We start from the raw sequence: 23,806 nt of genomic DNA on the forward strand, positions 1-23,806 counted from the left end.
AAACAGAAAGTGGGGTAGGTATGCGCATACGCGCACTGGTCGCCATCGTTGGTCTGCTGCTGACAACGGTGACCGTTGAGGCTCTGGCCGTCACACAAGTCAAGAGCGTGCGCCTGTGGCGCGCGCCGGACAACACGCGGCTGGTCTTCGACCTGTCTGGCCCCGTGCAGCACAGCGTCTTCACCCTCAGCGCACCTGATCGCCTGGTCATCGACATCAATGGCGCGACCCTGGCCGCGCCGTTGAACGTGGCCACGTCCAATACACCGATCAGCAGCGTGCGTTCGGCCCAGCGCACGCCTACCGACCTGCGCGTGGTGGTCGACCTGAAAAAGTCGGTCACACCCAAGAGCTTCACCCTCGCGCCCAATGCCCAGTACGGTAACCGCCTGGTGGTCGACCTGTACGACCAGGAGGCCGATGCCGTCGCCGCCAGCACGCCGACCCCACCGCCTGTGCCAGTACAAACGCCTGCGACCACGCCGGCCGTGCCGGTGAGCCCGGCCCAACCGGCCATCAAGCTGCCACCGGTGCCTAGTGGCAAGCGTGACATCGTGGTCGCCATCGATGCCGGTCACGGCGGTGAAGACCCGGGCGCCTCTGGCTCGCGCGGGCAGCACGAAAAAGACATCGTGCTGCAGATCGCCAAGGAACTGCAGCGCCAGATCAACAGCGAGAAGGGCTTCCGCGCCGAGCTGACCCGTACTGGTGACTATTTCATCCCGTTGCGCAAACGCACCGAAATCGCCCGCAAGAAGGGCGCCGACCTGTTCGTCTCGATCCACGCCGACGCCGCGCCATCCAGGGCCGCTTTCGGTGCGTCGGTATTTGCCTTGTCCGACCGTGGCGCCACGTCCGAGACCGCGCGCTGGCTGGCCGACACGGAAAACCGCTCCGACCTGATCGGCGGTGCTGGCAACGTCAGCCTCGACGACAAGGACCGCATGCTGGCTGGCGTGTTGCTCGACCTGTCGATGACCGCCACCCTCAGCTCCAGCCTCAATGTCGGGCAGAAGGTGCTGGGCAACATGGGCCGCGTCACTTCCCTGCACAAGCAGCGGGTGGAACAGGCGGGCTTCATGGTGTTGAAGTCGCCAGATATTCCGTCGATCCTCGTTGAAACAGGGTTTATCTCCAACGCTAACGAGGCGGCCAAACTGGCGACCCGCAGCCACCAGCAGGCCCTGGCGCGCTCGATCCACACCGGCGTGCGGCAGTTCTTCCAGCAGAACCCGCCGCCCGGCACCTACATTGCCTGGCTGCGTGACACCGGCAAGATCGCTGCCGGCCCACGTGAGCACACCGTGCGCCCTGGCGAAACCCTGGCCATGCTTGCGGTTCGCTATCAGGTCAGTGTGGCCAGCTTGCGCAGCACCAACAGCCTCAAGACCGATGAGCTGAAGGTCGGCCAGCGTCTCGATGTGCCAGCCACCACCCTGGCTTCGCAGCAATGAATGGTGGTTCGCGCATCCAGCTGCTAAGCCCGCGGCTGGCTAACCAGATTGCCGCCGGTGAGGTGGTCGAGCGCCCGGCTTCGGTGGCCAAGGAGCTGCTGGAGAACAGCCTCGACTCCGGTGCCCGGCGCATCGATGTCGAAGTCGAGCAGGGTGGGGTCAAGTTGCTGCGCGTGCGCGACGATGGCGGCGGAATCTCCGCCGACGACCTGCCGTTGGCCCTGGCCCGTCACGCCACCAGCAAGATCCGTGAGCTGGAAGACCTCGAAGGCGTGCTGAGCCTCGGTTTCAGGGGGGAGGCCCTGGCCTCGATCAGCTCGGTGGCGCGCCTGACCCTGACGTCACGCACGGCCAGTGCCGGCGAGGCCTGGCAGGTCGAGACCGAAGGCCGCGACATGACCCCGCGCGTGCAGCCTGCCGCGCACCCGGTCGGTACATCGGTCGAGGTGCGCGACCTGTTCTTCAACACCCCGGCGCGGCGCAAGTTCCTCAAGGCCGAGAAGACCGAATTCGACCACCTGCAGGAAGTCATCCGTCGCCTGGCCCTGGCCCGCTTCGATGTCGGCTTCCACCTGCGCCACAACGGCAAGAGCATCCTCAGCCTGCACGAGGCCCATGATGAAACCGCGCGTGCGCGGCGGGTCGGCGCCATTTGCGGGCCTGGCTTCATGGAGCAGGCGCTGCCCATCGATGTCGAGCGCAACGGCCTACGCCTGTGGGGCTGGGTAGGGCTGCCGACCTTCTCGCGTAGCCAGGCCGACCTGCAGTACTTCTTCGTCAACGGCCGGGCGGTGCGCGACAAGCTGGTGGCCCACGCTGTACGCCAGGCGTACCGGGACGTGCTGTTCAACGGTCGGCACCCGACCTTCGTGCTGTTCCTGGAGCTTGAGCCAAACGGCGTCGACGTCAACGTGCACCCGACCAAGCACGAAGTGCGCTTTCGCGAAGGGCGTTCGGTGCACGACTTCCTTTACGGTACCTTGCACCGTGCCCTGGCCGACGTGCGGCCGGAAGACCAGTTGGCCGCGCCCGCCGCCGTTGCCGAAATCGTTCGCCCCAGTGGCCAACAGGCCGGTGAATTCGGGCCTCAGGGTGAGATGCGCCTGGCCTCGCCGGTGCTCGAACAGCCTCGGGCACCTCAGTTTTCGATTTCCAATGGTGGCAGTGGCGCGGGCTATCAGTCCCAGTACAGCCCGCGTCCGTCCCAGCCGTTGCCGGCAGCCGAGTCGCAAGCCGTCTATCGCGAGTTCTACAAGCCGCTGGCCGACGGCGCCGAGACGCCGTCGTCGCTGCCCGAAAGCCAGGGTGATATTCCACCGCTGGGCTACGCCCTGGCCCAGCTCAAGGGCATCTATATTCTGGCCGAGAACGCCGTGGGCCTGGTGCTGGTGGACATGCACGCTGCGCATGAGCGGATCATGTACGAGCGGCTCAAGGTGGCCATGGCCAGCGAAGGCTTGAGCGGTCAGCCACTGCTGGTGCCCGAATCGCTGGCGATGAGCCAGCGCGAAGCTGACTGCGCCGAGGAACATGCCCAGTGGTTCCAGCGTCTGGGCTTCGAGCTGCAGCGCCTGGGCCCCGAGACGTTGGCGATCCGGCAGATCCCGGCGTTGCTCAAGCAGGCCGAGGCCAACCGCCTGGTACAGGATGTGCTCGCCGACCTGATGGAATACGGCACCAGTGACCGCATTCAGGCGCACCTCAACGAATTGCTCGGCACCATGGCCTGCCACGGCGCCGTGCGCGCCAACCGGCGCCTGGCCATCCCCGAGATGAACGCACTGCTGCGCGACATGGAAAGCACCGAGCGCAGCGGCCAGTGCAATCATGGCCGCCCGACCTGGACCCAAATGGGCCTGGACGATCTGGACAAACTTTTCCTGCGCGGTCGATGACATGAGCGGCAAGCCCCCAGCAATATTCCTCATGGGCCCGACGGCGGCCGGCAAGACCGACCTGGCCATCGAGCTGACCAAGGCCCTGCCCTGCGAGCTGATCAGTGTCGATTCGGCGCTGGTCTACCGCGGGATGGACATCGGTACCGCCAAGCCTTCCAAAGAGCTGCTGGCGGCTCACCCACACCGTTTGATCGACATTCTCGACCCGGCCGAAAGCTACTCCGCCGCACATTTTTGCACCGATGCCTTGCAGGCCATGGCCGAAATCACTGCGCGCGGCAAGATCCCGCTGCTGGTCGGCGGTACCATGCTGTATTACAAAGCCTTGATCGATGGCCTGGCGGACATGCCGCCGGCCGACGCCAGCGTGCGTGCCGAGCTGGAAGCCCAGGCGCTTGAACTGGGCCTGGCCGAATTGCACCGTCAGCTGGCCGAAGTGGACCCGGAATCGGCGGCGCGCATCCATCCGAATGACCCGCAGCGGCTGATACGTGCGCTTGAGGTTTACCGGGTGAGTGGCGAGAGCATGACAGCTCATCGCCAGCGTCAATACGCGGAAAGTCGCGGCGCAGACGCAGGCGCTGACGGACATTTGCCCTATACTGTCGCGAGTTTGGCGATTGCTCCTACAGATCGTCACATTTTGCATCAGCGAATTGCGTTACGATTTTCGCAGATGCTGGAACAGGGCTTCATCGACGAGGTCCGATCGCTGCGAGCCAGAAGTGACTTGCACGCCGGGTTGCCGTCTATACGGGCAGTGGGGTACAGGCAGGCCTGGGACTACCTGGATGGCAGGCTAAGTGAGAATGAGATGCGAGAGCGCGGTATCATTGCCACTCGCCAGCTGGCCAAGCGACAGTTCACCTGGTTGCGCGGTTGGTCCGACGTCCACTGGCTCGACAGCCTGGCCTGCGACAATCTGTCCCGCACCTTGAAATACCTGGGAAGCGTCTCCATATTGAGCTGAGTCCCTGCTAATTGCCGTCTATTCTTGCGAAGGGGCGGCCTAATTTATCGATTTTCTTGATTTTCTATTATTTATCCTTACAGGAGTGCGGCATATGTCAAAAGGGCATTCGCTACAAGACCCTTACTTGAACACTTTGAGAAAAGAAAAGGTTCCGGTTTCCATCTACCTGGTCAACGGGATCAAGCTGCAGGGCTCGATCGAATCGTTTGACCAGTTCGTTGTGCTGCTGAAGAACACCGTCAGCCAGATGGTGTACAAGCACGCCATTTCGACTGTGGTGCCTGCGCGTCCGGTTCGCCTGCCAAGCCCGTCCGATTCCGAACACGGTGACAGCGAGCCAGGCAACGCCTGATAGGAGCCTGCATTGTTCTTTGAGCGCCACGGTGGTGGTGAGCGGGCGCTGCTCGTTCACTTGGAAGGACAGAACCCTGAGGCGCGCGAAGACCCGCAGGAGTTTCAGGAGTTGGCTTTGTCGGCCGGGGCGGACATCGTCTCGCTGGTGACCGTGTCACGGCATCAGCCTACGGCCAAATACCTGATTGGCAGCGGCAAGGTCGAAGAATTGCGCGACCGGGTCAAAGCCGATGAGGTCGACCTGGTGATTTTCAATCACACCCTCACGCCCAGCCAGGAGCGCAACCTCGAACGTGTCTTCGAGTGTCGCGTGCTTGATCGCACCGGGCTGATTCTCGATATCTTCGCCCAGCGGGCGCGTACCCATGAAGGCAAGCTGCAGGTCGAACTGGCCCAGCTCGAGCACATGAGCACGCGGCTGGTACGCGGCTGGACGCACCTTGAGCGGCAAAAAGGCGGTATCGGCCTGCGCGGTCCGGGTGAAACCCAGCTGGAAACCGACCGCCGCCTGCTGCGGGTGCGTCTGCGACAGATCAAGGCACGCCTTGAAAAAGTGCGTAGCCAGCGCGAACAGGCCCGTCGCGGCCGACGCCGCGCCGAGCTGCCGTCGGTCTCCCTGGTGGGTTATACCAACGCCGGCAAGTCCACTCTGTTCAACGCCCTGACTCAATCCGACGTCTACGCCGCCGACCAGCTCTTCGCCACCCTCGACCCGACCTTGCGCCGGCTCGAGCTGGATGACCTTGGGCCAATCGTGCTGGCCGACACTGTCGGCTTCATTCGCCACCTGCCGCACAAGCTGGTCGAGGCTTTTCGGGCTACGCTCGAAGAGTCGAGCAACTCCGACCTGCTGCTGCATGTGATCGATGCGCATGAGCCCGACCGCATGGAGCAGATCGAACAGGTTCTGGCGGTATTGGGCGAGATCGGCGCCGAAGGCTTGCCGATCCTCGAGGTGTATAACAAACTCGACCTGCTTGAAGATGTCGAGCCGCAGATCCAGCGCGATGCCGATGGCAAGCCGGAGCGGGTCTGGGTGTCGGCACGAGACGGGCGTGGCCTGGAGCTGGTTGGCCAGGCGATTGCCGAGTTGCTGGGGGATGATCTGTTTGTCGGCACCTTGTGCCTGGAGCAGCGTTTTGCCCGCTTGCGCGCGCAATTCTTTGCCTTGGGGGCGGTGCAGAGTGAAGAGCATGATGAAGAAGGGCGCAGCCTGCTGAGCGTGCGACTGCCCAGGGTCGAGTTGAATCGCCTGGTCAGCCGCGAAGGCATGGAGCCGCAAGTGTTTGTCGAGCAACACACTTTGCAATAAATGCTCGTCGAGGTCGCCGGGCAGCAGTGACAGGCATTCTGTAGCATTGGACGGCGCGCCGTGGGCGCGTCTTTGCTTTATCAGATGGAGAGCGCTATGGCTTGGAACGAGCCGGGTGGCAACTCGAACAATCAGGATCCCTGGGGCGGCCGCCGTGGTGGCGGTGGCGGCGGTGGTGACAAGAAAGGTCCGCCGGATCTGGACGAGGCCTTCCGCAAACTGCAGGACAGCCTGAACGGCATGTTCGGCAGCGGCAAGAAACGTGGCGGCGGTGACCGCAATGTCGGCAAGGGTGGCGGCTACGGCCTGCTGGGCATTGGCCTGGCGGTGCTGGCGGCTATCTGGCTGTACAGTGCCGTGTACGTGGTGGACGAGCAGGAGCAGGCCGTTGTGCTGCGCTTCGGCAAGTACTACGAGACGGTAGGTCCCGGCCTGAACATCTACTTCCCGCCGATCGATCGCAAGTACCTGGAAAACGTCACGCGTGAGCGTGCCTACACCAAGCAGGGGCAAATGCTGACCGAAGACGAGAACATCGTCGAGGTGCCGCTGACCGTCCAGTACAAGATCACCAACCTGCAGGACTTCGTGCTCAACGTCGACCAGCCAGAGGTGAGCCTGCAGCATGCGACCGACAGTGCCCTGCGCCACGTGGTGGGTTCCACCTCGATGGACCAGGTGCTGACCGAAGGCCGTGAGCAGATGGCCGTGGACATCCGCGAGCGCCTGCAGCGCTTCCTCGACAACTACCGCACCGGTATCACCGTCACCCAGGTCAACGTACAGAGCGCGGCAGCCCCGCGCGAAGTGCAGGAAGCCTTCGACGACGTGATCCGCGCCCGCGAAGATGAGCAGCGTGCCCGCAACCAGGCCGAGTCCTACGCCAATGGCGTGGTGCCGGAAGCCCGTGGTCAGGCCCAGCGCATCATCGAGGATGCCAACGGTTACCGCGACGAAGTGATTGCCCGCGCCAAGGGTGAGGCCGACCGCTTCACCAAGCTGGTTACCGAGTACCACAAGGCACCTGACGTGACCCGTCAGCGTCTGTACCTCGAAACCATGCAAGAGGTCTACAGCAATTCGAGCAAGGTCATGGTGGCAACCAAGGACGGGCAGAACAACCTGCTCTACCTGCCGCTGGACAAGATGGTCGAAGGCAGCCGCAACACGTCCGCACCGACCAGCAGCGTGCCTGCGTCGGTCAACGATGCGGCCGCGCGTGCGGCGCAGGACCTGCAACAGCAACAACAGCCGCTGCGCACTAGGGAGAGCCGCTGATGAGCAATAGATCGCTGATCGCCCTGATCGCCGCTGTGGTGCTGGCCGTCGTGGCCTGGAACTGCTTCTACATCGTGTCGCAGACCGAACGCGCCGTGCTGCTGCAATTCGGCCGTGTGGTCCAGGCGGATGTCCAGCCAGGCCTGCATGTGAAGATTCCTTATGTGAACCAGGTGCGCAAGTTCGACGCCCGTCTGATGACCCTTGATGCTCCGACCCAGCGGTTCCTGACCTTGGAGAAGAAAGCGGTCATGGTCGACGCCTACGCCAAGTGGCGCGTCAAGGATGCCGAGCGCTTCTACACCGCCACGTCCGGCCTCAAGCAGATCGCCGACGAGCGTCTGTCGCGTCGTCTGGAAAGCGGCCTGCGTGACCAGTTCGGTAAACGTACCCTGCACGAAGTGGTCTCCGGTGAGCGTGACGCGTTGATGGCTGACATCACCGCTTCGCTGAACCGCATGGCCAACAAGGAGCTGGGTATCGAGGTGGTCGACGTTCGCGTCAAGGCCATCGACCTGCCGAAGGAAGTTAACCGCAGCGTGTTCGACCGTATGAGCACCGAGCGTGAACGTGAGGCTCGCGAGCATCGCGCCAAAGGTAACGAGCTGGCCGAGGGTATCCGTGCGGATGCCGACCGTCAGCGCCGTGTACTGCTGGCCGAAGCCTACCGTGAAGCTGAAGAAACCCGCGGTGACGGTGACGCCCAGGCGGCCGCCATCTACGCCAAGGCCTACAGCCAGGACGCTGATTTCTATGCGTTCCACCGTAGCCTGCAGGCGTACCGCGAAAGCTTCTCCAGCAAGAGCGACGTGCTGGTCCTGGACCCGAAGAACGAGTTCTTCCGCTACCTGGACAAGAGCAAGCCTTGATGCTCTGAGCCCGTTTTCATTGGGGTAACGCCCCGCCTGGCAGCTAAAACACCAGGCGGGGTGCATCCTGAATGAAAAGGGGTGTATGATGAGGCAGCCGGGAAATTTCCCGGCTTTTTTGCGTCTGCAAGGTTGATTGGCACACGGCCAGTTGACGGTTTGGTCAGGTCGCAAGGCAATTCGAGGGTATTGGGTACGGTGGCTGCGCTGGGATCAGTGCTGCCCGCTGCTGTGCGCCGATACCTGCTTTACTGACGGCTCGCCACAGGCAGGCCGCCCGGACCAGAGGGGAAATGGCGTAATGGCAACGGTAGACCGCTGGCTGCTGCCAGATGGCATCGAGGAAGTACTGCCACCTGAGGCTGCGCGCATCGAGATCGCGCGTCGCCAGGTGTTGGACCTGTTCCAGAGTTGGGGCTACGAACTGGTTGTCACCCCGCATATCGAGTACCTGGAGTCGCTGCTTACCGGCGCCGGCCAGGACCTGGATCAGCGCACCTTTAAGGTGGTCGACCCGCAGTCCGGACGCCTGATGGGCTTCCGTGCCGACTTCACCCCGCAGGTGGCGCGTATCGACGCCCACACCCTGCGCCGTGAAGGCCCGAGCCGCCTGTGCTATGCCGGCAGCGTGCTGCACGCCCAGCCGCGTGCACTGTCGACCTCGCGCAGCCCGATCCAGCTGGGTGCCGAGCTGTACGGCGATGCCAGCCCCACCAGCGATGTCGAAGTCATCAGCCTGATGCTCGCCACGCTGCAACTGACTGACGTCGCGGATGTGCACATGGACCTTGGCCATGTCGGCATCTACCGCGGCCTGGCGCGTGCCGCCGGGCTGTCGGGTGCGGTCGAGCAGCAGCTGTTCGATGCGCTGCAGCGCAAGTCGGTCGATGAAGTGCAGGCACTGACTGCCGACCTGCCCAAAGACCTGGGCAACATGCTGCGTGCTCTGGTCGAGCTGTGCGGTGGCCGTGAAGTGCTGGCCGAAGCCCGCGTGCGCCTGGGCCGTGCCCCGGCCAGCGTGCTGGCGGCGCTGGACGACCTGCTGGCGATCGCCGATCGCCTGGCGTCGCGCTACCCGGACCTGCCGCTGTACTTCGACTTGGGCGAGCTGCGTGGCTACAACTACCACACCGGCGTGGTGTTCGCTGTGTTCGTGCCGGGCGAAGGTCAATCGATCGCTCAGGGCGGTCGCTATGACGACATCGGCGCCGATTTTGGCCGGGCACGCCCGGCCACCGGATTCTCCACGGATTTGAAGACCCTGGTCACACTGGGGCGAGCGGAGGTCGTATTGCCAACTGGCGGCATCTGGATGCCTGACAGTGGCGACGCGGCCCTCTGGCAGCAGGTCTGCCAGTTGCGCAACGAGGGCCAGCGTGTGGTCCAGGCTTTGCCTGGCCAGCCGTTGAGTGCTGCTCTCGAGGCGGATTGTGATCGGCAATTGATTCAGCAAGACGGGCGCTGGCAGGTTCTGCCGCTGACCCAGTGAGTTTCTGCGTCGGCAGTAGGCCGGCAACCAAGTTTGCGTGAATGAGGACCAATGTAATGGGTAAGAATGTCGTCGTCCTGGGCACCCAGTGGGGTGATGAGGGCAAAGGCAAGATCGTCGATCTGCTGACCGAACATGCTGCCGCCGTAGTGCGCTACCAGGGTGGCCACAACGCGGGCCACACCCTGGTGATCAACGGTGAAAAAACCGTTTTGCACCTGATTCCGTCCGGCATCCTGCGTGAAGGCGTTCAGTGCCTGATCGGCAACGGCGTGGTCGTTGCTCCAGATGCCCTGATGCGTGAAATCACCAAGCTGGAAGAGAAGGGCGTACCGGTGCGTGAGCGCCTGCGCATCAGCCCGGCTGCGCCGCTGATCCTGTCGTACCACGTGGCCCTGGACCAGGCCCGCGAGAAAGCCCGTGGCGAAGCCAAGATCGGCACCACCGGCCGTGGTATCGGCCCAGCGTACGAAGACAAGGTCGCACGCCGTGGCCTGCGCGTCGGTGACCTGTTCCACCGTGAGCGTTTCGCCGCCAAGCTCGGTGAGCTGCTGGATTACCACAACTTCCAGCTTGTGAACTATTACAAAGAGCCGGCCATCGACTTCCAGCAGACCCTGGACGAGTGCATGGCCTACGCCGAGCAGCTCAAGCCGATGATGCTCGACGTCACCGCCGAACTGCACAACCTGCGCCGCGCCGGCAAGGACATCATGTTCGAAGGCGCCCAGGGCTCGCTGCTGGACATCGACCACGGTACCTACCCGTACGTCACCAGCTCCAACACCACCGCTGGCGGTATCTCGACCGGCTCCGGCGTTGGCCCGATGTACCTGGACTACATCCTCGGTATCACCAAGGCCTACACCACCCGTGTCGGTTCCGGCCCGTTCCCGACCGAATTGTTCGACGAGACTGGCGCTACCCTGGCCAAGCGTGGTCATGAGTTCGGTTCGACCACCGGCCGTGCCCGTCGCTGCGGCTGGTTCGATGCCGTCATCCTGCGTCGCGCCATCGACGTCAACAGCATCTCGGGCATCTGCCTGACCAAGCTGGACGTACTGGACGGCCTGGAAACCATCAACATCTGCGTTGGCTACAAGAACGAGAACGGTGCTGTCATCGACGCGCCTTCCGATGCCGACAGCTACATCGGCCTGGAGCCGGTGTACGAAGAGATGCCAGGCTGGAGCGAGTCGACCCTGGGTGCCAAGACCCTGGAAGAGTTGCCAGAAGCTGCTCGCGCTTACATCAAGCGTATCGAGGAGCTGACCGGCGCGCCGATCGACATCATCTCCACCGGCCCGGACCGCAACGAGACCATCGTGCTGCGTCATCCGTTCGCCTGATCCGCTTTCCAGGCTGATCTGACGCCGCGACCCCGCAAGGGATCGCGGCGTTTTTGTTTATAGGCCTGGGCTGCTAGACCTTGGCGCATATCCCTGCTGTTCCCGGCATAACCCTTGCTGTAAGAAGTTTCTGTAGATGCCATCAAAATAGTGGCGCCAGTAAACACGAGGGTTACACCGTGTCTGCCATCCTCTCACTGTTACGAAGCCGCCTTTTGCGGCCTGTGTTTGTTGCCCTTGGTATCGCCCTTTTGGTGCAGGTACTGGTGGCCGTTGCGCTGACCCGAAGCACCGTCACCGCCCTGGAGGCTGACCTTGGCGAGCGCCTGGGCACCGACAGCCGCAAGCTTGCCAGCGAGCTGGAGCAGGCCGGGCAGGAGGTGCGCTCGGGCCTCGACAGCCTCTCCAGCAGCACGCGTCAGCGCCTGAGCGCGGGGTTGTCCACGCGCCTGCAGAACGAGCAGCAGCAACTGCGCACGACCCTGGAAAAGAACCTCAAGGATTCCGCCAACGACATGGCTGAGCTGCTGGCCTCGGTGGCGCCGCGGGCGATCTGGGACAACGACGTGCCGGTGCTCTCCGATTTCGCCCGGCGTGCCCAGCGCAACCCCAATGTGCTGTTCGTGGTCTACGACGACGCCCAGGGCCAGCACCTGACCCGCTACCTCAACCGGCAAAACCCGATCAACCAGGCGTTGATGGAGAAGGGGCAGGGCGAGCGGGTGCTGGACAAGGTCATCGAGGCGGCGCGCCGCGACCCGGCGGTGTATTTCGTCGAGGCGTCGATCAACCCGAATGGCGCGGAAATTGGCAAGGTGCTGATGGGGGTTTCCACTGCCGGCGTCGATCAGGAACTGGCGGCCCTTGACCAGCGTTTTGCTGCCTTGATCGCCAGTGGTGAGCAACTGGTGGGTGATAGCCTTAATGGCGCCGCCGCCGACAGTGGCAAGGCCCTGCGTGAACGCCTGGAAACGGCGCAGGGCAGTGCCACCGCCATGCAGGCCAATACCGCGCAGACCGTGCGCGAAGCCGCTGCCGAACTGCGTTGGCGCATTGGCCTGGGCTTGGTACTGGTGGGCCTTGGTGTGTTGCTGGTGGTGGCGGTGGTGCTGGGTCGCCGCGTGCTCAGCAAGCTGCGCCTGTTGATCGATGCCCTGAACGATCTGGCCGCTGGCGAAGGCGACCTGACCAAGCGCGTCAGCCTCGACAGCCGCGACGAGATCGGCGACATGGCTTCGGCGGTCAACCGCTTTGTCGACAAGCTGCAGCCCATTGTGCGTGAAGCCGGCGAGGTGGCGCAGCGTACCGGCGTCGAGATTGGTGCCATGGCCCAGCGCAATGCCGGCGCCGATGCCGCTGCTGCGCTGCAACGGGATGAAGTGGCTGCCAGCCTGCGTGATCTGTCGAGCATGGCCGATGAGGCGCAGGCCGAGAGCCACGCCATGCAGTCGGCCTTGCAGCAAGTAGTGGACATCCGCCAGGCGACGGATGAGAACAGCCGCACCTCGACCCAGCTCGCCGGTTTGATCGAGAGCTTGGCAGGGCAGGTGGAGACCGGCTCCCATGTGATCGAACGGCTGGCCAAGCAGAGTGAGCAGATCGAGGTGGTACTGACGGTTATCCACGGCATTGCCGAACAGACCAATCTGCTGGCGTTGAACGCGGCCATTGAAGCAGCGCGGGCCGGGGAGACCGGGCGTGGGTTTGCCGTGGTGGCCGATGAGGTGCGTGCGCTGGCCAGCAAGACGCAAAGCTCGACGGGGGATATCCAGGCGCATATTGCCGCGCTGCAAAAAGGCGCCAAGGAGGCGGTGGCAACCATCGGCCAGGCGGGGCTCAAGGCCAGTGAAGGGTTGTTGGTGCTGCGCGAGAACGAGCGCCGCCAGCAGTCGGTGCAGGTGGCGGTGGAGCAGGTGCATGCGGCGATCGGGCTGGCGACCCGGGCGGCAGAACAGCAGGCGCATGGGGCGCAGGCGGTGCGCGGGCGGGTGGAGACCATCCATGCCCAGGCTGAACGTTCGGCTGAGGTGGTGATGCAGACTACGGCCAGCAGCAAGGTGCTGGATGACCTGGCGGCGCAGTTACGGGCTAGCCTGGGGCAGTTCAGGGCTTGAGATGAGTGGGGGGGGTGTTCGCCGGGCGTCTTTCTGCGCCTATCAGATCGAGCGCCGCGCGGGCGGCGCTCGATTTATGCTGCGATCAATGACTCAAGGCCTACACATCACGCCTTGTTCAAATACATCCGCGTCGTCAGCAAATACACCGGCAACCCCGACACCACGATCAGCAGCGCTGCATAAGGCGCCGCCGCTGCAAACTCGACGTTGGCGGTATGTGCCCAGACCTCGGTGGCCAGGGTGGTCATGCCGGTCGGGCTGAGCAGCAGGGTAGCGGTCAGCTCCTTCATGGCATCGAGGAACACCAGCGCGAACGCCGCCGCCAAGGCTGGGAAGATGATCGGCAGCGTCACCCGGCAAAACGCCGTGAAGCTGCTGGCGCCCAGGGTGCGCGCGGCCTCTTCGAGGGTGGGCGAGGCCTTGTTCAAGGCGGTGCGTACCGGGGCCTGGGCCAGCGGCAGGAACAGCAACCCGTAGGCCAGCAACAACAGGGCAGTGGTCTGGTACAGCGCCGGCACATAGTGCAAGGCGAAGAACACCAGGGTCAGCGCGATCACCAGGCCCGGCAGGGCATGCAGCAGGTAGGGCAGGCGTTCGGCCCAGATCGCCAGGCGGCCTTTGTAGCGCACCACCAGGAAGCTGATCGGCAGTGCCAGCAACACGCACAAGCCCGCGCCGCCAAGCGACACCGACAGCGACGTGAGCAGCGCTTTGGAGATTTCCGCCACCGGGAACGACGCCGACGAGCCGACACTCAGCCAGTACCCGAGCATCGCCAGTGGGATGCCGCTGCCCAGTACCGCCAGGGCCACGCAGAACAGCTGCGCCAACGGCGCCCAGCCGCGCAGGCGCACCGGTTGCGCGCGGCGCGCCACGCCTTGGCCGATGCGCACATGGCGGGCCTTGCCGCGCACCCGCAGCTCCAGCCACAGCATGATCAGGCACAGCGCCAGCAGCACGGCCGAGAGCATGGCAGCGTTGGCGTTGCTGAACTCCAGCTCGAACTGCTGGTAGATAGCCGTGGTGAAGGTCTGCAGACCAAGAATCGACAAGGCGCCAAATTCCACCAGCATGTGCAGGGCAATCAGCAGTGCGCCGCCCAGCATCGATGGCCACAGCAGCGGCAGGGTCACCTTGACGAACACCCCCCAGCGGCTGCAGCCCAGCGTGCGTGCCGACTCTTCAAGCGAGGTGTCGACGTTGCGCAGGGTGGCGGCCACCGGCAGGAACACCAGGGGATACTTGGACAGGGCCATGACCAGGATGGCCCCGCCGAGGCCTTCGAAGTCCGAGCTCAGCGATACCCAGGTAAAGCTGCTGACGAACGAGGGCACTGCGAACGGCAAGCACAGCACTACGCCCCACAGCCGACGGCCCGCCAGGTTGCTGCGTTCGAGCAGCCAGGCCAGGGCCAGCCCGACCACCATGCACACCAGCGTCACCCCGAACATGAGCATCAGGGTGTTGCGCATCAGGCCCCAGACGAACGGGCGCCAGAGCAGATGCAGGGCCTCTCGCCAGCCTGCTTCCCAGGCCTTGAGGGCGACATACGCCAGCGGCAGCAGGCTCATCGCCACCAGAAACAGCACAGGCAGCACCACCCAGATCGAGGGGCGCTTGCGGCGCGGTACGAAGCGTACCGGCACCGGCTCGGACAGGGCGGCGGTCATCAGAGCAGACCGACCTCACGTTCAAGCTCCAGCGCTTCCTCGGCGTTGCCAAGGTCGGCCGGCGAGATCTTCGGCGGGCGCAGCTCTTCGAACGGCTTCAAGCCACGGTCGGACACCATGCCCTTGTGCAGTGGGTATTCGGCGGTGGTCTGGGTGATCACGCGCTGGCCTTCTTCGCTGGCCATCCAGTTGAGCAGGGCCTGGGCTTCCTTGGGGTGCTTGCTGGCCTTGACTGCGGCGGCGCCAGAGATGGTCACCAGGCCACCGGCATCGCCGTCGGCCAGGTAGTACAGCTTGGAGTCCAGCTTGCCGCGCTCACGCTCAAGGGCATACCAGTAGTAGTTGTTCACCAGCACGGCGGCGACTTCGCCTTTTTCCACGGCCTTGAGCGCCACCATGTTGTTGGTGTAAGTCTTGCCGAAGGCTTTCAGGCCGGTCAGCCACTCTTCGGCAGCGCCACGCCCGTGCATCTTCAGAATGGCCACGGCCTGCTCCTGGAAGGCACCGCTGGTCGGTACGAAGCCGACGCGGCCGTCCCACTCAGGGTTGGCGAAGTCCATTACCGATTGCGGCAGGTCTTTCTCATCGATTTGCTTGGGGTTGAACACCACGACGCGGGTACGCGCGGTAACGCCCATCCAGGTGCCGTTGGCGGCCACGTATTCCTTGGGCAGCATGTTCAAGGTGGCGTCGTCGATCTTCGCCAGCAGGCCCAGTTCGCCCAGGTTGTTCAGCGGCGGCGACTCTTCGGTGTAGATGACATCGGCCGGTGAGCGCTCGCCTTCTTCGATGATCTGGCTGGCCAGCTGGTTGCTGCTGCCCTTGCGGATATTGATGTGAATGCCGGTCTTGGCCTCGTAGGCCTTGGCGATGGCGTCGCCGATTTCCTTGTGCTGCCCGTTGTACAGGGTCAGTGTTACCGGTGCGTCTGCCATGGCGGCCGGCGCGCCGATCACCAGGCTCAGTACAGCGGCGGCCAGGGTGCGCATCAGCGGTTGCGGACGGATCGTCATGCGGGTACTTCCTCGCTTACGGCTACATATTTGGAAACAATGGTAAACGAAATCGTTTCTCAGGTGGCCGGGTGACGAGAAATTCATCGCGAGACGATCGTCGAGTGGCGGAGTGCGCGAGGGTGTCGTGCGCAAAGGGGAGGGGAAACAGAAAACGCAGGCAAGAAAAAACCCACTAGCAAGCTAGTGGGTTTTTGTATGGTGCCCAGGAGAAGACTCGAACTTCCACGACCTTGCGGTCACTGATACCTGAAACCAGCGCGTCTACCAATTCCGCCACCTGGGCAAAGCTTTACATCGTCTGATGAAGGCGACTATCGTTCGCTTTCACACAGTAGTAATAGATCCTTGGTCATCTATTACTTGATAATACTTGGTGCCCAGGAGAAGACTCGAACTTCCACGACCTTGCGGTCACTGATACCTGAAACCAGCGCGTCTACCAATTCCGCCACCTGGGCACACATTTCGTCGAGGTCACATGATGCTTTACATCGCGTTTCATCTCAACTACAACGTCGTCTGTCCGTCGTTGTGGTGCGCACTATACGGACGGTCCTGTAGGCTGTAAAGCCCCCGGTCGAAAAAAATTTCAAAAAATTCAACTTGTTGATTCTTCAGCCCTATTACGACTTCCTCGACTCATTGCTGGGGGGCTGTCCAAGGCTGACATTTCCGGTTTCAATACGCCTATGCCAGAATTCCTATCTATATACCCCAAGGTGAACCCCTTCTGATGGCCGATTGGCAATCCCTCGATCCCGAGGCCGCTCGCGAAGCGGAAAAATACGACAACCCTATCCCCAGCCGTGAGCTGATCCTCCAGCGTCTTGCCGATCGCGGCGAGCCGGCCGCCCGCGAGGAGCTGGCGGCAGAATTCGGTCTGTACGAGGAAGACCAGATTGAAGCCCTGCGCCGCCGTCTGCGTGCCATGGAGCGCGATGGCCAGCTTATCTATACCCGGCGCGGCACCTATGCCCCGGTAGACAAGCTGGACCTGATCTGTGGCCGCGTTTCCGGCCATCGCGATGGTTTTGGCTTCCTCATCCCCGATGACAAGAGCGACGACCTGTTCCTCAGCCCTTCGCAGATGCGCCTGGTGTTCGACGGCGACCGCGCCCTGGCGCGTGTCTCCGGCACCGACCGCCGTGGCCGCCGTGAAGGTGTACTGGTAGAAGTCATCTCCCGTGCCCACGAAAGCGTGGTCGGGCGTTACTTCGAAGAGGGTGGTATCGGCTACGTGACGCCGGACAACCCGAAGATCCAGCAGGAAGTGCTGGTGACCGCCGGTCGCAATGGCGGCGCCAAGATCGGCCAGTTCGTCGAGATCAAGATCACCCACTGGCCAACCCCGCGCTTCCAGCCGCAGGGTGATGTGGTCGAGGTGATCGGCAACTACATGGCGCCGGGCATGGAAATCGACGTCGCCCTGCGCAGCTACGACATTCCGCACGTCTGGCCCGACGATGTGGTCAAGGAAGCGCGCAAGTTCCGCTCCGAAGTGGAAGACAAGGACAAGGAAAAGCGCATCGACCTGCGCCACCTGCCTTTCGTCACCATCGACGGCGAAGATGCCCGCGACTTCGACGACGCGGTCTATTGCGAGCCACTGGGCAAGCTGCGCATGTTCTCGGGCGGATGGCGCCTGTATGTGGCGATCGCCGACGTTTCCAGCTACGTGCGCCTGGGTTCTGCCCTGGACGTCGAAGCCCAGCAGCGCGGCAACTCGGTGTATTTCCCCGAGCGCGTGGTGCCGATGCTCCCCGAGGAGCTGTCCAACGGCCTGTGCTCGCTGAACCCGCACGTCGATCGCCTGGCCATGGTCTGCGAGATGACCATCAACAAAGCCGGCCAGATGGTCGACTACCAGTTCTACGAAGGCGTGATCCACTCCCATGCCCGCCTGACCTACAACAAGGTCAGCAGCATGCTCGAGCATTCCCGCACCCGTGAAGGCAAGGCGCTGCGCGAGCAGTACAAGGAAGTCCTGCCTGACCTCAAGAGCCTGTATGCGCTCTACAAGGTGCTGCTGGACGCGCGCCACACCCGCGGTGCGATCGACTTCGAGACCCAGGAAACCCGCATCGTCTTCGGTGACCAGCGCAAGATCGCCGAAATCCGCCCGACCGTGCGCAACGATGCGCACAAGCTGATCGAAGAATGCATGCTGGCGGCCAACGTGGCCACCGCCGAGTTCCTGCAAAAGCACGGCGTGCCGGCCCTGTACCGCGTTCACGACGGCCCGCCGCCGGAGCGCCTGGAAAAACTGCGCGCCTTCCTCGGTGAGCTGGGCTTGTCGCTGCACAAGGGCAAGGACCCGTCGCCGAAGGATTACCAGGCACTGCTGGCGAGCATCGCCGAGCGCCCGGACTTCCACCTGATCCAGACCGTGATGCTGCGTTCGCTGAGCCAGGCGGTGTACAGCACCGACAACAATGGCCACTTCGGCCTGAATTACGAGGCGTACACCCACTTCACCTCGCCGATTCGCCGTTACCCGGACCTGCTGGTGCACCGCGCCATTCGCAGCATCATCCGCTCCAAGGTGGATACCCCGCACGTCAAGCGTGCGGGTGCCATGAGCATTCCCAAGGCGCGTATCTACCCGTACGACGAGAACACCCTGGAGCAGCTTGGCGAGCAGTGCTCGATGACCGAGCGTCGCGCCGACGAAGCGACCCGCGACGTGGTCAACTGGCTCAAGTGCGAATACATGAAAGACCGCGTGGGCGAGACCTTCCCAGGCGTGATCACTGCGGTGACCGGCTTCGGGTTGTTTGTCGAGCTGACCGACATCTACGTGGAAGGCCTGGTGCACGTCAGTGCGCTGCCGGGTGACTACTACCACTTCGACCCGGTCCACCATCGCCTTTCCGGCGAGCGTACCGGGCGCAGCTTCCGTCTGGGCGATACCATCGAAGTCAAGGTCATGCGCGTCGACCTGGACGAGCGCAAGATCGACTTCGAAGTCTCCGAGAAGACCCTCAGCGGCCCGATCGGTCGCAAGCAGCGCGGTGCAGCGCCAACCGACGGCAAGGCCGAGCAGCAGCAACCGGCCACCGAAGCGAAAGCTACGCCCAAGCCGCGCAGCCGCAAGAGCGAGGCTTCCGAGGCTTACTTCCCTAAAGATGCCGTGCAGCGTAATGCTGAAGTGCGCAAAAGCCGCGAGATGAAGAAGGCGTTGATGACCGACGCGCGCAGCACTGCCGGCAGCAAGTCGGAGAAGGCTGGCAAGCCATCCGGCAAGCCGACCAAGCATCGCAAAGGCCCGCCGAAGTCCGGTGCGCCCCGCAAGAGCAAGAGCAAGTCATGAGTCAGCTGGAAAAGATCTACGGCGTACACGCCGTGCAGGCGTTGTTGCAGCACCACCCCAAGCGGGTCAAGCAGGTCTGGCTGTCGGAGGGGCGTAGCGAGCCCCGCCTGCAGAAGCTGCTGGAGCTGGCCGCGGAAAACCGTGTGGCGGTCGGCCAGGCCGAGCGCCGTGAGCTGGATGCCTGGGTTGAAGGCGTGCACCAAGGCGTGGTCGCCGAGGTCAGCCCGAGCCAGGTGTGGGGCGAGTTGATGCTCGAAGAGTTGCTTGAGCGCACCGAAACGCCGCCGCTGATCCTGGTGCTGGACGGTGTCACCGACCCGCACAACCTCGGCGCCTGCCTGCGCACCGCCGATGCCGCCGGTGCCACGGCGGTGGTGGTGCCCAAGGACAAGTCGGCGACCCTGACGCCGGTGGTGCGCAAGGTGGCCTGTGGCGCTGCGGAGGTGATCCCGCTGGTGGCCGTGACCAACCTCGCGCGTACCCTTGAAAAGCTCCAGCAGCGTGGCCTGTGGGTGGTCGGCACTGCCGGCGAGGCCGAGCAGGAGATTTACCAGCAGGACCTGACCGGGCCTTTGGTGATGATCATGGGGGCAGAAGGCAAGGGCATGCGCCGACTGACCCGTGAGCATTGCGATTTCCTGGTGAAGTTGCCGATGGGCGGTAGCGTCAGCAGCCTGAACGTCTCGGTCGCGACCGGCGTTTGCCTGTTCGAGGCCGTGCGCCAGCGTCAAGCCAAGCGCTGATATTCAGTCTGTGCTGGCCTGTTCGCGGGGCAAGCCCGCTCCCACAGGATTACTGCAATGGCTGAGGCTGCAGTTGGCCTGTGGGGCGGGCTTGCCCCGCGAAGGGTTGGTGCAGGCAAAATATGTTTCCGGCTGTTCAAATAATCGCCAATCACCTTGCTTGTGCGCCACGCCTTCTCTACAATTGCGCCCCTTGCCGAGCTGGCAGGCGCTCATGTGCCTCCCCTCCATGGCAAGACATACAGTGTCATTCACTCCTTGTCTGACCAGCGTTCTGGCAGACTACTAACCCGTAAGGAGCATTCATGCGTCATTACGAAATCATCTTTCTGGTTCACCCGGACCAGAGCGAGCAAGTCGGCGGCATGGTTGAGCGTTACACCAAGCTGATCGAAGAAGATGGTGGCAAGATCCACCGCCTGGAAGACTGGGGCCGTCGTCAACTGGCCTACGCAATCAACAATGTTCACAAGGCTCACTACGTGATGCTGAACGTTGAGTGCACCGGCAAGGCCCTGGCCGAGCTGGAAGACAACTTCCGCTACAACGATGCCGTGATCCGTAACCTGGTCATCCGTCGCGACGAAGCCGTAACCGGTCAGTCCGAGATGCTCAAGGCAGAAGAGAACCGCAGCGAGCGCCGTGAGCGTCGTGAGCGTCCTGAGCATTCTGACTCCGCCGAAGGCGATGACAGCAATGACAGCGACTCCAGCGATAACGCTGACGAGTAATCCACGGACCTTTTGAGGAGCCTATTACATGGCACGTTTCTTCCGTCGTCGTAAATTCTGCCGCTTCACTGCTGAAGACGTGAAAGAGATCGACTTCAAAGATCTCAACACCCTGAAAGCTTACGTATCCGAAACCGGCAAGATCGTTCCAAGCCGTATCACCGGTACCAAAGCTCGTTATCAGCGTCAGCTGGCTACCGCTATCAAGCGCGCCCGCTTCCTGGCCCTGCTGCCCTACACCGACAGCCACGGCCGCTGAGACCGGGTCGTCGACAAGCAGTAAGGGATAAAGCATGCGAGCGTTAGCTGATTTCATCATGCGCGGTCGTGTGCAGGCCACCCTGGTGGTGGTCATCAGTGCAGTGTTACCGCTGTTGTTCTGGTTGAGTGCCGCTGCCGGGAGCCTCGTGCTTCTGCGGCGCGGGTTCAAGGATGCTTCAACGGTCATCGCGTTCGGGCTTTTGCCGGCGGTGGCCATCTGGGCCTTTGGCGACCCAAGCACCTTGCTGGTGCTGTTGGGGACGCTGGGGCTGGCCGCCTTGTTGCGTGCCGGGCATTCCTGGAGCCGGGTGTTGATGTCCAGTGTTGTGCTGGGGTTGGTCTACAGCCTCATCCTGGACACGGTACTGCGTGAAACCTTCGAGGTGTTGGCCAAGGCGCTTGTACAAGCCCTGCCACAAATCGAAGGCAAACCGGTGATCCCCGGTGAGCTGATCGGCCCTGTGCTGGTCGCTTCAACGGCGGTGATGCTGCAGCTGTTCAGCGTGCTGGCTTTGATGCTGGCGCGGTATTGGCAGGCTGCGTTGTACAACCCTGGAGGCTTCGGTCGCGAGTTTCGCGCCCTGAAGTTGCCGCGGGTCACCATGCTGGCGCTGGTGGCACTGATGGTGCTGGGTCCGTTCATCGGGCCGCAGTTCATCGTCCTTGCCTCTGCATCCAGCCTGGTGCTCGTCCTGGCCGGCATCGCCTTGATGCATGGGCTGGTGGCACAGGGCCGACTGGCTGGTTTCTGGCTGGTGGGCATGTACGTGACGCTGCCGCTGATCATGCAGCTGATTTATCCGTTGCTCGTGGTTTTGGCCATTGTCGACAGCCTGATTGATTTTCGCGGTCGCAAGTCCCCTGAGGGGAATGACTCCGCGAACGGTGAAGGTTAAAAGTTAAGAGGTTTTACCAAATGGAACTGATCCTGCTGGAAAAAGTCGCTAACCTGGGCAACCTGGGCGACAAAGTAAAAGTTAAGGCTGGTTACGGCCGTAACTTCCTGCTGCCATTCGGCAAGGCCACCGTTGCCAACGCCGCCAACCTGGCTGCGTTCGAAGAGCGTCGCGCCGAGCTGGAAAAAGCAGCTGCTGACCGTAAAACGTCGGCTGAAAGCCGCGCTGCCCAACTGGCCGAGCTGGAAGTGACCATCACTGCCACCGCTGGCGACGAAGGCAAGCTGTTCGGTTCGATCGGCACCCACGACATCGCTGACGCCCTGACCGCTTCCGGCGTTGAAGTGGCCAAAGCTGAAGTGCGTCTGCCGAACGGCACCATCCGTCAGGTTGGCGAATACGACGTAGCCGTGCACCTGCACAGCGACGTTGAAGCCACCGTACGCGTGGTCGTCGTAGCTGCCTAAGCTGCGCTGACTGGCTGGCCGTCCGCGGCCCAGCCGGTTAACATCGGGCACGGTCCTGTCTTCTACAGGCCGTGCCCTTTGTCTTTTTCGTCCCCCAGAATTCTTTCGTGGCCATGAACGAGATCACCACCTCCGAACAGCTCGACCTGCAAACCGCAGCCCTAAAGGTGCCGCCGCATTCCATCGAGGCCGAACAGGCCGTGCTCGGTGGCCTGATGCTGGACAACAACGCCTGGGAGCGGGTACTGGATCAGGTCTCGGATGGCGATTTCTATCGGCATGACCACCGCCTGATCTTCCGCGCCATCCACAAGCTGGTCGACCTGAACCACCCGTTCGACGTGGTCACGTTGCACGAGCAGCTGGACAAGGAGGGCGTGTCGTCGCAAGTCGGCGGCCTGGCCTACCTGGCGGAGTTGGCCAAGAACACCCCGTCGGTGGCCAACATCAAGGCCTATGCCGCGATCATTCGCGAGCGGGCCACGCTGCGACAGCTGATCAGCATCAGCACCGATATCGCCGACAACGCCTTCAATCCACAAGGGCGCAACGCCGAAGAAATCCTCGACGACGCCGAGCGGCAGATCTTCCAGATCGCCGAGGCGCGGCCGAAGACCGGCGGCCCGGTGGGGGTCAACGAGCTGTTGACCAAGGCCATCGACCGTATCGACACGCTGTTCAACTCCGACAGCGACATTACCGGTATTTCCACCGGTTACACCGACCTGGATGGGAAGACCAGCGGCTTGCAGGCGGCCGACCTGATCATCGTTGCCGGCCGTCCGTCGATGGGCAAGACCACCTTCGCCATGAACCTGGTGGAAAACGCCGTGCTGCGCAGCGACAAGGCGGTGCTGGTGTTCTCCCTCGAAATGCCAGGCGAATCGCTGATCATGCGTATGCTCTCGTCGCTCGGGCGCATCGACCAGACCAAGGTGCGTTCCGGCCAACTCGACGACGACGACTGGCCACGCCTGACCTCGGCGGTCAACCTGCTCAACGACCGCAAGCTGTTCATCGACGATACCGCTGGCATCAGCCCGTCGGAAATGCGTGCGCGTACCCGCCGCCTGGCTCGGGAGCACGGTGAGATCGGCATGATCATGGTCGACTACCTGCAGTTGATGCAGATTCCGGGCTCTTCCGGTGACAACCGGACCAACGAGATTTCCGAGATCTCCCGCTCGCTCAAGGCCCTGGCCAAGGAATTCAACTGCCCGGTCATCGCCCTGTCGCAGCTCAACCGCTCCCTGGAGCAGCGGCCGAACAAGCGCCCGGTGAACTCCGACTTGCGTGAATCCGGTGCAATCGAGCAGGACGCCGATGTGATCATGTTCGTTTACCGTGACGAGGTGTATCACCCGGAGACCGAGCACAAGGGCATTGCCGAAATCATCATCGGTAAACAGCGTAACGGCCCCATCGGTTTCATCCGCCTGGCCTTCATCGGCAAGTACACCCGCTTCGAGAACCTTGCGCCGGGCATGTACAACTTCGACGACGACGAATAACAACCCTGTGGGTCGGGCTTGCCCGGCCCCACGGAGTTATTCGTGTTGCAGATGAATCCGACAACCACCGTCGGATTTGGTCAAAATTTGTGCTATATTCCGCGCCCG

19 protein-coding genes and 2 tRNA genes are annotated in these 23,806 nt (G+C 62.9%); 17 read left to right on the top strand and 4 right to left on the bottom strand.

The window, feature by feature from the left end:
- Window positions 1–20: 20 nt before the first annotated feature.
- From HU770_RS09235 to HU770_RS09280, 10 genes are all read left to right on the top strand, one after another.
- Window positions 21–1,454, top strand: a complete 1,434-nt coding sequence (locus tag HU770_RS09235) for an N-acetylmuramoyl-L-alanine amidase (RefSeq protein ID WP_156311294.1) — start codon at window positions 21–23, stop codon at window positions 1,452–1,454.
- Window positions 1,451–3,349: a DNA mismatch repair endonuclease MutL gene (gene mutL / locus HU770_RS09240; RefSeq protein WP_186652746.1), complete on the top strand. Its 1,899-nt coding sequence runs from the start codon at window positions 1,451–1,453 to the stop codon at window positions 3,347–3,349. The genes HU770_RS09235 and mutL overlap by 4 nt, the downstream gene beginning before the upstream one ends.
- A 1-nt stretch (window position 3,350) precedes the next feature.
- Window positions 3,351–4,322 (top strand): tRNA (adenosine(37)-N6)-dimethylallyltransferase MiaA, encoded by a 972-nt coding sequence (gene miaA / locus HU770_RS09245; RefSeq protein ID WP_186652744.1) that lies wholly within the window; start codon window positions 3,351–3,353, stop codon window positions 4,320–4,322.
- 94 nt (window positions 4,323–4,416) lie between these two features.
- On the top strand, window positions 4,417–4,677 hold the full coding sequence (gene hfq / locus HU770_RS09250; protein ID WP_003258160.1) for an RNA chaperone Hfq: 261 nt from the start codon (window positions 4,417–4,419) through the stop codon (window positions 4,675–4,677).
- A 12-nt stretch (window positions 4,678–4,689) separates the two neighbouring features.
- On the top strand, window positions 4,690–5,991 hold the full coding sequence (gene hflX, locus HU770_RS09255) for a ribosome rescue GTPase HflX (protein ID WP_033701809.1): 1,302 nt from the start codon (window positions 4,690–4,692) through the stop codon (window positions 5,989–5,991).
- A gap of 96 nt (window positions 5,992–6,087) precedes the next feature.
- Complete coding sequence (gene hflK / locus HU770_RS09260; RefSeq protein WP_186652742.1) at window positions 6,088–7,269, top strand: FtsH protease activity modulator HflK; 1,182 nt, start codon at window positions 6,088–6,090, stop codon at window positions 7,267–7,269.
- Window positions 7,269–8,138 carry a protease modulator HflC gene (gene hflC / locus HU770_RS09265; protein ID WP_186652739.1) on the top strand — a complete coding sequence of 290 codons (870 nt, stop codon included), beginning with the start codon at window positions 7,269–7,271 and terminating at the stop codon, window positions 8,136–8,138. The genes hflK and hflC overlap by 1 nt, the downstream gene beginning before the upstream one ends.
- Window positions 8,139–8,439: 301 nt before the next feature.
- Window positions 8,440–9,627, top strand: a complete 1,188-nt coding sequence (locus HU770_RS09270; RefSeq protein WP_033701805.1) for an ATP phosphoribosyltransferase regulatory subunit — start codon at window positions 8,440–8,442, stop codon at window positions 9,625–9,627.
- A 56-nt stretch (window positions 9,628–9,683) separates the two neighbouring features.
- A complete protein-coding gene (locus tag HU770_RS09275) occupies window positions 9,684–10,976 on the top strand; it encodes an adenylosuccinate synthase (protein WP_008095424.1) in 1,293 nt (430 codons plus the stop codon).
- A 179-nt stretch (window positions 10,977–11,155) separates the two neighbouring features.
- The gene (locus HU770_RS09280; RefSeq protein ID WP_186663517.1) at window positions 11,156–13,090 is read left to right on the top strand and encodes a methyl-accepting chemotaxis protein; all 1,935 of its coding nucleotides are present in this window, start codon (window positions 11,156–11,158) and stop codon (window positions 13,088–13,090) included.
- Window positions 13,091–13,197: 107 nt separating this feature from the next.
- Here HU770_RS09280 and HU770_RS09285 read toward each other — a convergent pair whose 3' ends face one another.
- The 4 genes from HU770_RS09285 to HU770_RS09300 all read right to left on the bottom strand — a co-directional run bounded on the left by HU770_RS09285 (window position 13,198) and on the right by HU770_RS09300 (window position 16,237).
- Complete coding sequence (locus tag HU770_RS09285) at window positions 13,198–14,763, bottom strand: iron ABC transporter permease (RefSeq protein WP_186663518.1); 1,566 nt, start codon at window positions 14,761–14,763, stop codon at window positions 13,198–13,200.
- Window positions 14,763–15,776: an extracellular solute-binding protein gene (locus HU770_RS09290; RefSeq protein WP_186663519.1), complete on the bottom strand. Its 1,014-nt coding sequence runs from the start codon at window positions 15,774–15,776 to the stop codon at window positions 14,763–14,765. Before HU770_RS09290 ends, HU770_RS09285 begins: the two co-directional genes overlap by 1 nt.
- A 199-nt stretch (window positions 15,777–15,975) precedes the next feature.
- Window positions 15,976–16,062 (bottom strand) — tRNA-Leu (locus tag HU770_RS09295).
- A gap of 88 nt (window positions 16,063–16,150) precedes the next feature.
- Window positions 16,151–16,237: transfer RNA gene (locus HU770_RS09300), tRNA-Leu, on the bottom strand.
- Window positions 16,238–16,512: 275 nt separating this feature from the next.
- Between HU770_RS09300 and rnr the strand changes: the two genes are divergently transcribed.
- The 7 genes from rnr (at window position 16,513) to dnaB (ending at window position 23,698) form a co-directional block, all read left to right on the top strand.
- Window positions 16,513–19,089 carry a ribonuclease R gene (rnr, locus tag HU770_RS09305; protein WP_186652733.1) on the top strand — a complete coding sequence of 859 codons (2,577 nt, stop codon included), beginning with the start codon at window positions 16,513–16,515 and terminating at the stop codon, window positions 19,087–19,089.
- Window positions 19,086–19,832 carry a 23S rRNA (guanosine(2251)-2'-O)-methyltransferase RlmB gene (rlmB, locus tag HU770_RS09310; protein WP_027592540.1) on the top strand — a complete coding sequence of 249 codons (747 nt, stop codon included), beginning with the start codon at window positions 19,086–19,088 and terminating at the stop codon, window positions 19,830–19,832. Before rnr ends, rlmB begins: the two co-directional genes overlap by 4 nt.
- 305 nt (window positions 19,833–20,137) lie before the next feature.
- Complete coding sequence (gene rpsF / locus HU770_RS09315) at window positions 20,138–20,563, top strand: 30S ribosomal protein S6 (RefSeq protein ID WP_033701800.1); 426 nt, start codon at window positions 20,138–20,140, stop codon at window positions 20,561–20,563.
- A 28-nt stretch (window positions 20,564–20,591) separates the two neighbouring features.
- Complete coding sequence (rpsR, locus tag HU770_RS09320; protein ID WP_003249563.1) at window positions 20,592–20,822, top strand: 30S ribosomal protein S18; 231 nt, start codon at window positions 20,592–20,594, stop codon at window positions 20,820–20,822.
- Between the two features lie 34 nt (window positions 20,823–20,856).
- Window positions 20,857–21,720 carry a hypothetical protein gene (locus tag HU770_RS09325; RefSeq protein WP_186652731.1) on the top strand — a complete coding sequence of 288 codons (864 nt, stop codon included), beginning with the start codon at window positions 20,857–20,859 and terminating at the stop codon, window positions 21,718–21,720.
- A 20-nt stretch (window positions 21,721–21,740) separates the two neighbouring features.
- The gene (gene rplI / locus HU770_RS09330; protein WP_033701798.1) at window positions 21,741–22,187 is read left to right on the top strand and encodes a 50S ribosomal protein L9; all 447 of its coding nucleotides are present in this window, start codon (window positions 21,741–21,743) and stop codon (window positions 22,185–22,187) included.
- A gap of 113 nt (window positions 22,188–22,300) precedes the next feature.
- Entirely contained in the window at window positions 22,301–23,698 is a 1,398-nt protein-coding gene (gene dnaB, locus HU770_RS09335) for a replicative DNA helicase (RefSeq protein WP_186652730.1), read from the top strand.
- The last annotated feature ends 108 nt before the right edge of the window (window positions 23,699–23,806 follow it).

Origin of the sequence: Pseudomonas sp. SWRI68 (assembly GCF_014269165.1) — a bacterium.
GTDB lineage: Bacteria > Pseudomonadota > Gammaproteobacteria > Pseudomonadales > Pseudomonadaceae > Aquipseudomonas > Aquipseudomonas capeferrum.

Bases quoted from the DNA above. Each gene is read 5' to 3' on its own strand.
- HU770_RS09235 (WP_156311294.1), top strand. From the start codon at position 21: ATGCGCATACGCGCACTGGTCGCCATCGTTGGTCTGCTGCTGACAACG.
- mutL (WP_186652746.1), top strand. From the start codon at position 1,451: ATGAATGGTGGTTCGCGCATCCAGCTGCTAAGCCCGCGGCTGGCTAAC.
- rlmB (WP_027592540.1), top strand. From the start codon at position 19,086: ATGAGTCAGCTGGAAAAGATCTACGGCGTACACGCCGTGCAGGCGTTG.
- rpsR (WP_003249563.1), top strand. From the start codon at position 20,592: ATGGCACGTTTCTTCCGTCGTCGTAAATTCTGCCGCTTCACTGCTGAA.
- miaA (WP_186652744.1), top strand. From the start codon at position 3,351: ATGAGCGGCAAGCCCCCAGCAATATTCCTCATGGGCCCGACGGCGGCC.
- rplI (WP_033701798.1), top strand. From the start codon at position 21,741: ATGGAACTGATCCTGCTGGAAAAAGTCGCTAACCTGGGCAACCTGGGC.
- hflC (WP_186652739.1), top strand. From the start codon at position 7,269: ATGAGCAATAGATCGCTGATCGCCCTGATCGCCGCTGTGGTGCTGGCC.
- HU770_RS09285 (WP_186663518.1), bottom strand. From the start codon at position 14,763: ATGACCGCCGCCCTGTCCGAGCCGGTGCCGGTACGCTTCGTACCGCGC.
- HU770_RS09270 (WP_033701805.1), top strand. From the start codon at position 8,440: ATGGCAACGGTAGACCGCTGGCTGCTGCCAGATGGCATCGAGGAAGTA.
- HU770_RS09275 (WP_008095424.1), top strand. From the start codon at position 9,684: ATGGGTAAGAATGTCGTCGTCCTGGGCACCCAGTGGGGTGATGAGGGC.
- rpsF (WP_033701800.1), top strand. From the start codon at position 20,138: ATGCGTCATTACGAAATCATCTTTCTGGTTCACCCGGACCAGAGCGAG.
- HU770_RS09290 (WP_186663519.1), bottom strand. From the start codon at position 15,776: ATGACGATCCGTCCGCAACCGCTGATGCGCACCCTGGCCGCCGCTGTA.
- dnaB (WP_186652730.1), top strand. From the start codon at position 22,301: ATGAACGAGATCACCACCTCCGAACAGCTCGACCTGCAAACCGCAGCC.
- rnr (WP_186652733.1), top strand. From the start codon at position 16,513: ATGGCCGATTGGCAATCCCTCGATCCCGAGGCCGCTCGCGAAGCGGAA.
- hflK (WP_186652742.1), top strand. From the start codon at position 6,088: ATGGCTTGGAACGAGCCGGGTGGCAACTCGAACAATCAGGATCCCTGG.
- HU770_RS09325 (WP_186652731.1), top strand. From the start codon at position 20,857: ATGCGAGCGTTAGCTGATTTCATCATGCGCGGTCGTGTGCAGGCCACC.
- hfq (WP_003258160.1), top strand. From the start codon at position 4,417: ATGTCAAAAGGGCATTCGCTACAAGACCCTTACTTGAACACTTTGAGA.